An 11484-nucleotide genomic window follows, 5' to 3' on the forward strand; every position below is an offset into this window, starting at 1 on the left:
ATGATGGATGAGCGTATGGTCACAGGTGAATTACAGAATGAAGATTCCACTGTGGAACTCAGTCTCCGCCCCACAATTTTGAATCAGTATATCGGTCAAAAGAAAGTTAAAGATAATTTGAGTATTTTTATTCAGGCTGCGAAAATGCGGGAGGAGCCCCTTGACCATGTACTATTATATGGGCCGCCTGGTCTTGGTAAAACGACGTTGGCAGCTATTATTGCCAATGAGATGGGGGTGCAGTTCCGATCAACTTCAGGACCGGCGATAGAACGGTCCGGTGATTTGGCGGCCATCCTGTCATCTCTTGAACCTGGCGATGTTCTGTTTATTGACGAGGTACACCGTTTGCCGCGATCTGTTGAAGAAATTTTGTATCCTGCCATGGAAGATTTTTTTATTGATATTGTCATTGGTAGCGGACCAAGTGCCCGGTCCGTACAAATTGATTTGCCGCCATTTACACTTGTGGGTGCAACCACAAGGGCAGGATTACTGTCAGCACCATTGCGCGATCGTTTTGGCGTTCTAAGCCGACTGGAGTTTTATGGGACAGAGGAATTGTGTGATATTGTTGAGCGGACTTCAGAAATTTTCGGAGCAAAGATTACACATGAAGCTGCCCGGGAAATCGCCGGCCGTTCAAGGGGTACGCCTCGGATTGCCAACAGGCTTCTGAAACGAATTCGGGATATTTCACAAGTTAAAGGGGAAACAGAAATTAGTTTACAGACAGCTGACGAGGCATTGGACATGTTGCAGGTTGATGAGGCAGGACTGGACCATATTGATCATAAACTGCTGACTTCCATTATCGATAGCTTTCAAGGCGGACCAGTTGGGTTGGATACGATTGGAGCAACTATCGGTGAAGAATCACAGACGATTGAAGATGTGTATGAACCGTATTTACTGCAAATCGGTTTTATTCAGCGCACGCCACGCGGACGCGTCGTGACACCAAAAGCATACCAGCATTTTGGCATAAGGAAAGATGACGGATGAACATGGGTAAACTATTTATTATCCTTGGTATTATGTTTGTGGTAATTGGTGTCATATGGTCACTTATCGGCAAATTACCCGGGGATATCACAATCAAACGTGAAAATTTCACGTTTCATTTCCCGATTATGACCTCAATAGTCGTGAGCATTATTTTGTCGCTTATCTTTTTCATCATAGGAAAATTTCGCTAGACACAGTTAGGAGCGCATCATGAATATAGAGGATTTTGATTTTAACCTACCGGAAGAATTAATTGCACAGACACCATTGAAAAATCGTGCCGCGTCCCGGTTGCTCGTTTTACATCCTGATACAGGAGAAGTGGCACATAAACAATTTCCCGATATTAAAAACTACCTGAAAAAAGGTGACTGTCTTGTACTGAATGACACGCGAGTTCTGCCTGCGCGATTATATGGCATCAAAGAGGGTACAGGAGCAAAAGTGGAAGTCTTGCTGCTCCATCAGCAGGAAAAGGATACATGGGAAGTTCTTATGAAACCCGCCAAAAAAATTAAAATAGGGACTGTTATTGTCTTTGGGGATGGAAAAATCCGCGCAACATGCACTGGCATTAAAGATCACGGCGGCCGGGTTTTACAAATGGAATATGAAGGCATTTTTTATGAAATACTAAATGAACTCGGGGAAATGCCGCTGCCGCCTTATATAAAGGAACAATTGCCTGAGAAAGAACGATACCAGACGGTGTATGCAAGAGAAGAAGGATCGGCTGCTGCTCCGACTGCGGGTTTGCATTTCACGAACGAACTGCTTGATGAGATTCGGGCGATGGGCGTGACCATTGAATTTATTACACTGCATGTTGGTCTGGGAACGTTTAGACCGGTAAGTGCTGATAAAATTGAAGACCATCAAATGCATGCTGAGTTTTACCAAATGTCGGAAGAAACAGCTGATGCCCTGACCTCTGTCAGAGAACATGGCGGTAGGATTATAACAGTTGGTACAACCTCTACACGGACTTTGGAGACGATCGCCCGTGACCATGATGGCCAATTTGTAAAATCAAGCGGCTGGACCGATATTTTTATCTACCCGCCGTATAAATTTCAAGCCATTGACGGGCTGATCACAAACTTTCACCTGCCTAAATCGACGTTAATTATGATGGTCAGTGCATTAGCCGGCAGGGGAAACATTTTGAAAGCATATAACGAAGCTGTTCAGGAAAGATACCGGTTTTTCAGCTTTGGAGACGCGATGCTTATTTTATCCCGCATGTAAGGGGCTCTAGTCAGGCCCAGTACGCCTGACAACTGCCCCTAAATGCCCGATTCTGTTCAACTAACATTCAGCGGAATAAAATACGATTCCACTGAATGAAGTTTCACTTTATAATAAAGGATTGGATGGCTAATGACTGCAGTTACGTACGAACATATTAAAACATGCAAACAGACAGGGGCGCGCCTCGGGAAAGTTCATACACCGCATGGGTCTTTTGATACGCCAGCATTTATGCCTGTCGGAACGCTGGCAACTGTTAAAACTATGAGCCCGGATGAGTTAAAGGAAATGAATGCGAACATGATTCTTTCCAATACGTACCATTTGTGGCTGCGTCCAGGTGAAGATATTATTCAAGAAGCTGGCGGGCTTCATCAGTTTATGAACTGGGATGGGGCAATTTTGACTGATTCGGGCGGATTCCAGGTTTTCAGTTTAAGTGATATGCGGAATATTAAGGAAGAAGGTGTCCATTTCCGGAATCATTTGAGCGGAGAGAAACTGTTTCTTTCACCTGAAAAGGCTATGACCATTCAAAATGCTCTTGGCTCGGATATTATGATGGCATTTGATGAATGCCCACCATATCCGGCTTCACATGATTATATGAAAGCCTCTGTGGAACGGACATCACGCTGGGCGGAACGTTGTTTGAACGCCCACGAACGGCCTTCTGAGCAAGGGCTGTTCGGCATTGTCCAAGGCGGTGAATATAAGGATCTAAGAAAGCAGGCTGCAGAAGAGTTGGTGTCCCTGGATTTTCCTGGGTATGCCATCGGAGGCCTCTCTGTCGGCGAACCAAAAGATACCATGAACCGGGTGCTGGAGTTTACAACACCGCTTCTGCCTGCTGATAAGCCACGTTATCTAATGGGTGTCGGATCACCGGATTCGTTGATTGATGGCGCTATCCGTGGCATTGATATGTTTGATTGCGTGTTGCCGACACGTATAGCGCGCAATGGGACTTGCATGACATCTAATGGCCGATTGGTTGTGCGCAATGCCAAATACGCCCGGGATTTTAATCCGATTGATGAAAATTGTGATTGCCATGTATGCCAAAATTATACCCGTGCCTACATTCGTCACTTAATAAAATGTAATGAAACATTCGGATTCAGGCTTACTACTTACCATAACTTATATTTTCTGTTAAAATTAATGGAGCAGGTACGAGCAGCTATTGCTGAAGATCGACTCGCTGATTTTAGAGAGGCATTCTTTGAACAATATGGTTTTAATAAACAGAATGCGAAGAACTTTTAGTAGAAGGAGGGAACAATGAATGGGAACCCTGGCATCGTTATTACCGATTATTTTAATGTTTGTCATTTTTTACTTTCTGCTTATCCGTCCGCAGCAAAAGCGGCAAAAGCAAGTTAGACAAATGCAATCCGATTTGCAAAAGGGTGACAAAGTGGTGACAATCGGCGGATTCCATGCAGAGATTCATGCGATTGATGAAAACACAGTTGTACTTCAACCCGGCGACGGGCCGAGACTGACGTATGACCGATCAGCCATCCGGGAAGTCAGAAACGATAATGAACAATAACACTTTATGATTTATACATAAAGAAAAGTAAACGTTTGATTGATCGTTTTCAAAACAAGAAAAAGAAGCCAGTTCATCCGGGACTGACTTCTTTTTTTATTTCAGCTTTCTGATTTGATCACATTCACTCCAATAACCCCGCCAAGGAGTGCTGCCAGTATAAAGCCTGCATGGTGCAGTGATTGGTCCAGTGAGAACCCTTGTTGATAACCCAGGTATTGGACAAGGAATGTAAAAAGTGTAAAACCTGCCCCTGTTATGGCTCCAATAACCCAGCCTTTTTCTTTACCTTTAACACCGGCAACAATTCCGCCGACGAATAAGCTGACTAACCCAACCGCTAGTGTGATCCATGATAGGGTCACTTCATTCATTGCTGTAAATCGAAGTAAAAACGCGAGAAAAATACTTGTCAGTAATAATAGTCCGAGAATGATAATCCATCCATACAGCAGGGCAACAAATTGTTGTTTCCGCACGTTGTTCAGCCTCCCTCCAAATGATTGTCCATGTATCATTAGCCTATTCGTCTAAACAGAAAAATAGACTGAAAATATTTTGTGTTCTGCAGCATATATTGTTAAGAAGAACAACTTATTATGCTGAAAGAGGATGCTGTATGGACGTTATATTAGCGGGAGTCATTTTTGCTGTTAGTTATATATTTATCATGACAGAGAAAATAAACCGGGCAGTTGTAGCAATGGCAGGTGGAACATTGCTGTTATTAACCGGCATATACAGTGTCAATGATGTGTTTACATCCTATATTGACTGGAATACGATTGCATTACTGTTTTCCATGATGGTGCTTATTTCTATTACTGAGAAAACGGGGCTGTTTTCGTTTATTGCCGTCCGGTTCGCCCAGCAAGTGCGTGGTTCGCCTGTTCCGCTTTTAATGGGTGTCAGCATATTGACCGCCATTGGCTCAGCGTTGTTGGATAATGTAACGACAGTGCTGATATTGGCGCCGATTGTCTTGAAGATTACCAAGCAGCTTGGTTTGCCGGCGTTTCCCTATTTGCTTGTTGTCATTTTCAGTTCCAATATTGGCGGCGCTGCAACACTTATCGGGGATCCGCCGAATATTATGATCGGACAGGCTGTTGATCATTTGACATTCCTGTCATTTCTCAATCATATGGCACCGGTCGCTCTCATTATGTTTATGGTGATGCTAGTGGTAGTATTGCCTTTGTTCAGGCGGTCATTGCGAACCGGAAATGGCAACACAGAAGAGTTGATGAAAGCTGATGCATCCGCTTATCTTGTGCGCTCTCCGATGTTGTATCAATCAATAGCCGTCCTGATTATGACATTAGCTGGTTTTCTGCTGCAGCCATTTCTGCATATTGATCTGACTGTTATCGCCTTAAGTGGAGCTGTGCTGCTGCTTCTGTTGACGGAAAAGGAATTGGCTGTGGAACACGTTTTTTCCCAAGTTGAATGGGTGACCTTATTTTTCTTTATCGGGCTTTTTGCACTAGTAGGCGGACTCGAATCAGCGGGGATTATTGATGAACTGGCGAGAGCAATCATTCTTTGGACAGATGGTGATTTTGCTGCGACAGCTCTTTTAATTTTATGGGTGTCCGGGCTGTTCTCGGGTGTTGTTGATAACATCCCGTTTGTGGCGGCAATGATTCCGGTCGTTGAAGAATTTGAAGGTTATGGCATGGTTTATTTGGATCCGATATGGTGGTCATTGGCATTGGGTGCCTGTCTTGGAGGAAATGCAACACTTGTCGGAGCTTCAGCTAATGTGGTCGTGGCAGGACTTGCAGAAGGTGCGGACCAAAAAATATCGTTTATCCGTTTTATGCTGTACGGGATTCCTTTTGTGGTTTTATCACTCGCGGTAGCGACGGTTTATATTTACATCCGGTATTTGGTTCCATATATATCTTAGAATTTCGCTGTTTTCTAAAAGGTTGTAGTTTTTGACACAAAATTCATAAACTGCGACGTAGATTGAGATGGTGGTTGGATTGCCGCTACGGAAATACACTACGCTTTCCGCGGGCGGCTGGTGAGCCTCCTCGTGCTCGTCGTGTTGCAAGTGATTGCGAGAAGTAGCACTCCTCGCAGGACGAAGCATACTCATGGAAGCTTTGCTTTGTGCTGGCGCACTGCGGGGTCTCACCGATGCCTCTGCTCCCGCAGGAGTCTCCGTGTATTTCCTCCGCTAGATTTTACGCGCACATCTTGCAAAAGAACAAAATGCTTTATACCGGAAAAAACCAGATTTCTTAACCATTAAATCGAGAAGCCGGATTATAATTGTCTTGCCGCTGAAACACTTTACTGTATGTTTCCTGCTCCATTGCAGCGTTTGATTGGCGCGGAGGACTGTTCCCGAATATAAGGATTCGTCGCTCAGGAAATACACTCGCTTTCCACTGGTTTAAAGTCAATTATATCGCTAGCGGAGGCAATATACGTAGACTCAATCAGAACAGTCACGTGTCCGAAGACCCCGCAGGAAGCATGGTTCAAAGGCTAAGAACGCCACGTCCTGTGGCAACGCCTTTGTGACCAACGTCCTGTTGGCCCGAGGCCGTGCCCATGGAAAGCGACGAGCCAAAGCTTCCACCGAATACGCTACGAGTTGTGAAGAGTGCTGCTACTTCGAAAAGTCTTGCAACACGACGAGCACCAAGTATATTGCCGGAGCGTTTCAAAGCACTCAGCGGTAATCAGAGTGGCATAAGCCGCTATATGAAAATTTTCGTTACGTCGCAGTTTATCTCAACTGCGTTTCTACAGAGCAACAAATTTACGAAAAGGGTTTTGTATTTAAAAATTGTTTAACATAGTTTAAATACAAAACATAACGCCGGTATGCGGGGCGTTATGTTTTTTAGTTCTGTTCATGAGAACCACTTTTGCAGGATGGGTATTTGGCTTAATTCTTCCTTTGTCAGGAACCTTAAGAAGAAAAGCAGCATGATATAAATGACCAGCAAGGCCATGAGCATCAGGATGAAAATAAACAGGTTCGAGTCCATGCCAGTAAAGACATCCCGTAAGAATTTTCCGGATAACCACGTCAGGGTGACGAGTAGCCCCATTTTCAGCAAATCCCTGCCCGCTATCATAAATCCGATTTCCTTGTAAAGACTTGCCAGATGCAGCAATGTAACAAGGATAACACCAACGGACATGGCAATGGCGACCCCATTTATGCCAAAGTTAGGATTCGATGCCAGTAAAAAGAGCACAGTTAGTTTGATGGCTGCTCCGATTAAACTGTTCCACATGGCCGGTCTTGCCAAGTCGAGCGCCTGCAATGCAGCCTGTAATGGTGATTGAATATAAAGCAAGATAAAAAAAGGTGCCATTAACACTAAAAAATGACTTGCATTTGCGGTCCCATACATATACGTTAATATTGGCGATGCAAATAAAGTAAGCACAACAGTGGCAATCGCACCCGAAGCAAATGAAATTCGGATTGACTGATGAACCCGGTAATGAATAAGCTGTTTGTTTTGACGTGCGTCGGCTTCTGATATGGACGGCACTAAAGCAATTGACAATGAATTGGTAATAAAAGTAGGCAAAAAAAGTAAAGGTAATACATAGCCCGTTAACTCCCCATATTGTTTCGTTGCCAGTGAACTGGAGATGCCGGCAATGGCCAGACTTTGTGCAACAAGAATCGGCTCCAGAAAATGGGACATCCTGCCAATCAGCCCGCTACCGGTACTTGGCAATGAAATGGAAAACAGTTCTTTCATTGTATCTTTGCTGGACTTAATATAGTCAAAAAAACGGTGCCGCACCCGTATCATTTTTTGCCGTTTAAATATACCAGTCAAATATGACATGGAGGCCAGTTCACCGAGTATCACACTGAACATGGCACCGGCAGCAGCAAACTCAACGCCGTAAGGAAGCAATAATTTTATAAAAAAAGCAACACAGGTGATCCGGACAAGTTGTTCAATGACGAGTGCAAAGCTTTGCGGTTTCATATTCTGCCGTCCCTGAAAATAGCCTTTGAGAACGGAGGATATGGCAATGATTGGGACAATGGGGCTAATGGCGATCAATGGATAGAGTGTCCGCTCATCCGTCAGCAATGTTGTGGCAATAAATGGTGCGGCCATAACCATGCCAATGGTGAAAACAATACTCGTGATGCCCGTTATGAGCAATGATATGACAAGAATTCGTTTGATTTTAGCTTGATCATTTTTGGCTTCCGCTTCAGATACACGCTTGGAAATGGCAACCGGAAGACCAAGCTGTGTCACCGTGATAACCAGAAATAGGGTGGGAAGTGCCATCATATACAAACCGATACCTTCCTCACCCATAAACCGAGCTAAAACCAGCCGGTTAATAAAACCGAGCAGTCGTGTTATCATGCCTGCCGCTATCAGGATTAGCGTTCCCTGCAAAAATGTTTGTTTGGTCAATATTGCCGACCTACCTTCTCAAAAAATAAAATTTCAGATACAATGATATATATGCAATAGAGTGGGCCAAGCATGACAAGCATCCTGATATAAGTCGATAAAGGTATGACGAGGGGTTGGTAGAGGACATGATAAGAACCGTCAATGAATGGAAAGCGGAAGTTGAACCTGCATTGAAAAGTAAAGCAACTGAACTGCGGTTGATGGGCTACCATAACGCAACAGGCGGAGACGTCTGGAAGTGTCTGAAGAAAAAAGTGTGGAAAGGGGACCCTCAAGTGCGTTTATATGAAGTGGTTCAGGATATTTTCCGTCTATCATCCAATATTTATATGAGCTATTTAACCGTTAATGCCCAGCAGGATGATAACTTAGCGGCGTCAATTGCAGCACTGACTGAAAACGGCCAGGCAGAAATGCATGAATGATACATAATAAATGACCCGTGCCATATTAAGGGAGGCAGAACTACAGATGAAAACAAGAGGCAGAATAGTTGCCTTTTTCCTGATCGTTCTCGTATTTGCAGGAACGGTCGGTTCAACGGTAACTGGGATTGCGAAAGATATTAACCTGGGTCTTGATCTGCAGGGCGGCTTTGAAATTTTATATGAAGTGGAGCCTGTTGAGGAAGATGAGGAAACGGACAGGGAACTGCTCGAAACAACCGTCCGGATTCTGAATGAACGAGTAAACAGATTAGGTATCAGCGAAGCAAATATCGATATAGAAGGCGAAGACCGGATACGGGTGCAACTCGCCGGCGTTGAAAACCAGGAAGAGGCGCGTGAGTTACTATCAACTTCGGCACGTCTGTCATTACGCAATGTTGATGATGAGAAACTGCTGGACGGTTCAGACTTTGTCGAAGGGGGCGCACAACAGGATTTCAGCCAGCAGACAAACCAGCCGATCGTCACACTGCAGCTGAAGGATGCATCCCAATTCGGTCAAATCACCAACCGGATAAAAGATAAAAAAAATCCGGAAACACCTTATCCGGATAACCTGCTCGTCATCTGGATGGACTACCAGGAAGGCGACTCATTTGCTGAGGAATACGAAAAAGAGGACTCAAAATACGTTTCCGCACCCACTGTCAAAGAAACGCTGAATACAGCCAATGTGCAGATTGATGGTGATTTTACCGTTGATTCGGCACAACGGCTGGCCGATATTATCAATGCCGGGTCACTGCCGGTTAATATGACAGAACTCTATTCCAACACAGTCGGGGCGCATTTCGGTGAACAGGCATTGGATAAAACCGTGTTCGCCGGTATGGTCGGCATTGGTATCATCTTCCTGTTCATGATGGCCGTGTATCGTTTTCCGGGTGTCATGGCAGTGATTAATTTGAGCATTTACATTTATTTGGTTCTGTTGGTATTTGATTTAATGAATGGTGTCCTGACATTACAAGGGATAGCGGCCTTAATTCTCGGTGTTGGTATGGCGGTCGATGCAAATGTGATTACGTTTGAACGGATTAAGGAAGAACTGAGGCAGGGCAAATCCGTTCAGGCGGCCTTCAAAGCAGGCTCGAAAAACTCGCTTCGGGCCATTGTTGACGCCAATATTACAACCATACTGGCGGCAGCAGTCCTATTTATTTTTGGCACAAGCTCTGTTAAAGGGTTTGCGACTATGCTGATTCTCAGTATCGTTGTCAGCTTCCTGACAGCTGTCTATGGTACGCGCTTATTAATGGGGCTATGGGTCAAAAGCAAATTCCTGAAAAACCGTCCAGGCTGGTTCGGTATCAAGCAGAAGGACATCAAGGACATAGCTGATTCAACTGAATATGAGCCGCGCGTGTTTAACAAGGAACTTCATGTGGTTCAGCACCGGAAGAAATTCTTCCTGGCATCTGCAATCATGGTCATTCTGGGAGCTGTCTCACTGGGCATTTTCCAGATGAACCCGGGTATTGATTTTACGAGCGGATCACGCATTCAGCTTTCAGCAGAAGACACTTTGAATACGGAAGAAATCGAAAGCGGTTTGGAAGAAATGGATTTACAAGCCCAGTCAGTCGTCCTGACAGGTGACAACAACAAGGGAGCCATCCTCCGTTATGACCGGGTAATTGATGAAGACCGAATTTCGGAAATCCAAACGTACTTTGGAGAGAACTTCAATGCGGACACGAGTGTAAGTGTTGTTTCACCGATCGTCGGGGAGGAACTGGTTAAAAATGCGCTTTATGCAGTAGGAATTGCTTCCATTGGCATGATTATCTACGTCACCATAAGGTTTGAACTGTTTTTCGGGATAACGGCAATCATTGCCTTAATCCATGACGCCTTTTTCATATTGACCATATTCAGTTTGACACAGATTGAATTTGATGTGACGATTGTTGCTGCTATTCTTACCATTATTGGTTATTCGATCAACGACACTATAGTGACCTTTGATCGGATTCGTGAAAATTTGAGGAAAAAGAAACGGGTCAAATCCTTTAAAGAACTTGCCAAAATCGTTAACCGAAGTCTTGTGCAAACCATGACCCGGAGTATCAATACGACAGTCACGACCATGATTGCCGTGCTGGCATTCTTATTCCTGGGTGCTCAGTCTATCGCTGGCTTTGCGATTGCACTGGCAGTCGGACTTCTGGCAGGTACTTATTCGTCGTTATTTCTCGCATCCCAGCTATGGCTTGTATGGCGCGGGAAAAATATACAGGAAAAACCGGTTATCTTTGCCAAAAAGAAACGTACGGAAGGACCCCAGGTATAATGAAACAGTCCCCCTGATGCTCATGTGCTTCAGGGGGTTCGCTTTATGGTTAATTCAAGACTGAAAAGGGTAATGTAGAGGATAAAGTGGTTTAAAAATGGCGTGTTGAAAGGAGGGTAAATGTGCGGGGACAGACCTATGTCATACTGGCTATTATTTTTGTTTTAATTGTCGCCGTTTTTGCAGTGATTAATGTTGATCCGGTCGAAGTTAATTACTTGATTGATAGCGGAGAGGCACCATTAATATTGGTGATACTGTTTTCCGTCTTAATGGGAGGAGTCATCACAGCAGCGGTTGGCCTGGTGAAGATGATCCAATTGCAGCGTGAGCGGCGTACCGTCCTGTCTGAAAACAAACAGTTAAAAGCAACCTTGAAAAAACATGACTTACTTCATGAAGCTGAATCCAAAAATGAAATAGCCGGTCAATCGGTTGAAAAAAACGGTAAATAAACTCGATTGCTCCCCATGGCTATCTCCTGTATACTGGATT

General features: G+C 44.4%; 11 protein-coding genes. 9 read left to right on the forward strand and 2 right to left on the reverse strand.

All coding sequences use genetic code 11. The annotated features are described in order from the left end of the window. Positions 1 to 3 precede the first annotated feature (3 nt). The 5 genes from ruvB (at position 4) to yajC (ending at position 3817) form a co-directional block, all read left to right on the forward strand. Positions 4 to 1005 (forward strand): Holliday junction branch migration DNA helicase RuvB, encoded by a 1002-nt coding sequence (ruvB, locus tag E4U82_RS04105; protein WP_135108794.1) that lies wholly within the window; start codon positions 4 to 6, stop codon positions 1003 to 1005. Beyond that, entirely contained in the window at positions 1002 to 1199 is a 198-nt protein-coding gene (locus E4U82_RS04110) for a DUF2905 domain-containing protein (protein WP_135108796.1), read from the forward strand. Before ruvB ends, E4U82_RS04110 begins: the two co-directional genes overlap by 4 nt. A 19-nt stretch (positions 1200 to 1218) precedes the next feature. Further along, on the forward strand, positions 1219 to 2256 hold the full coding sequence (gene queA / locus E4U82_RS04115) for a tRNA preQ1(34) S-adenosylmethionine ribosyltransferase-isomerase QueA (protein ID WP_135108797.1): 1038 nt from the start codon (positions 1219 to 1221) through the stop codon (positions 2254 to 2256). A gap of 132 nt (positions 2257 to 2388) precedes the next feature. Beyond that, positions 2389 to 3528 carry a tRNA guanosine(34) transglycosylase Tgt gene (gene tgt / locus E4U82_RS04120; RefSeq protein ID WP_135108798.1) on the forward strand — a complete coding sequence of 380 codons (1140 nt, stop codon included), beginning with the start codon at positions 2389 to 2391 and terminating at the stop codon, positions 3526 to 3528. Positions 3529 to 3547: 19 nt separating this feature from the next. Beyond that, positions 3548 to 3817 carry a preprotein translocase subunit YajC gene (gene yajC, locus E4U82_RS04125; RefSeq protein ID WP_135108800.1) on the forward strand — a complete coding sequence of 90 codons (270 nt, stop codon included), beginning with the start codon at positions 3548 to 3550 and terminating at the stop codon, positions 3815 to 3817. 101 nt (positions 3818 to 3918) lie between these two features. Here the strand turns inward: yajC and E4U82_RS04130 are convergent, their stop codons facing one another. Next, positions 3919 to 4296: a TIGR04086 family membrane protein gene (locus E4U82_RS04130; RefSeq protein WP_135108802.1), complete on the reverse strand. Its 378-nt coding sequence runs from the start codon at positions 4294 to 4296 to the stop codon at positions 3919 to 3921. A 140-nt stretch (positions 4297 to 4436) separates the two neighbouring features. On the opposite strand from E4U82_RS04130, the gene E4U82_RS04135 reads away from it, so the two are divergent. Beyond that, positions 4437 to 5729: an ArsB/NhaD family transporter gene (locus E4U82_RS04135; protein ID WP_135108803.1), complete on the forward strand. Its 1293-nt coding sequence runs from the start codon at positions 4437 to 4439 to the stop codon at positions 5727 to 5729. A 961-nt stretch (positions 5730 to 6690) separates the two neighbouring features. Here E4U82_RS04135 and spoVB read toward each other — a convergent pair. Then, positions 6691 to 8244 carry a stage V sporulation protein B gene (spoVB, locus tag E4U82_RS04140; RefSeq protein WP_135108805.1) on the reverse strand — a complete coding sequence of 518 codons (1554 nt, stop codon included), beginning with the start codon at positions 8242 to 8244 and terminating at the stop codon, positions 6691 to 6693. A 128-nt stretch (positions 8245 to 8372) separates the two neighbouring features. On the opposite strand from spoVB, the gene E4U82_RS04145 reads away from it, so the two are divergent. From E4U82_RS04145 to E4U82_RS04155, 3 genes are all read left to right on the forward strand, one after another. Next, the gene (locus E4U82_RS04145) at positions 8373 to 8672 is read left to right on the forward strand and encodes a post-transcriptional regulator (RefSeq protein WP_135108807.1); all 300 of its coding nucleotides are present in this window, start codon (positions 8373 to 8375) and stop codon (positions 8670 to 8672) included. A 46-nt stretch (positions 8673 to 8718) separates the two neighbouring features. Further along, positions 8719 to 10989 carry a protein translocase subunit SecDF gene (gene secDF, locus E4U82_RS04150; RefSeq protein ID WP_135108808.1) on the forward strand — a complete coding sequence of 757 codons (2271 nt, stop codon included), beginning with the start codon at positions 8719 to 8721 and terminating at the stop codon, positions 10987 to 10989. A gap of 122 nt (positions 10990 to 11111) precedes the next feature. Continuing rightward, entirely contained in the window at positions 11112 to 11444 is a 333-nt protein-coding gene (locus E4U82_RS04155) for a LapA family protein (protein WP_135108810.1), read from the forward strand. Positions 11445 to 11484: the final 40 nt, after the last annotated feature.

Origin of the sequence: Lentibacillus salicampi, from assembly GCF_004565465.1 — a bacterium.
GTDB classification, from domain to species: Bacteria; Bacillota; Bacilli; order Bacillales; family Amphibacillaceae; genus Lentibacillus; species Lentibacillus salicampi.

What these genes read in the sequence shown, in the direction of transcription:
- ruvB (WP_135108794.1), top strand. Translation starts at nt 4, where the DNA reads ATGGATGAGCGTATGGTCACAGGTGAATTACAGAATGAAGATTCCACT.
- E4U82_RS04110 (WP_135108796.1), top strand. Translation starts at nt 1,002, where the DNA reads ATGAACATGGGTAAACTATTTATTATCCTTGGTATTATGTTTGTGGTA.
- queA (WP_135108797.1), top strand. Translation starts at nt 1,219, where the DNA reads ATGAATATAGAGGATTTTGATTTTAACCTACCGGAAGAATTAATTGCA.
- tgt (WP_135108798.1), top strand. Translation starts at nt 2,389, where the DNA reads ATGACTGCAGTTACGTACGAACATATTAAAACATGCAAACAGACAGGG.
- yajC (WP_135108800.1), top strand. Translation starts at nt 3,548, where the DNA reads ATGGGAACCCTGGCATCGTTATTACCGATTATTTTAATGTTTGTCATT.
- E4U82_RS04135 (WP_135108803.1), top strand. Translation starts at nt 4,437, where the DNA reads ATGGACGTTATATTAGCGGGAGTCATTTTTGCTGTTAGTTATATATTT.
- E4U82_RS04145 (WP_135108807.1), top strand. Translation starts at nt 8,373, where the DNA reads ATGATAAGAACCGTCAATGAATGGAAAGCGGAAGTTGAACCTGCATTG.
- secDF (WP_135108808.1), top strand. Translation starts at nt 8,719, where the DNA reads ATGAAAACAAGAGGCAGAATAGTTGCCTTTTTCCTGATCGTTCTCGTA.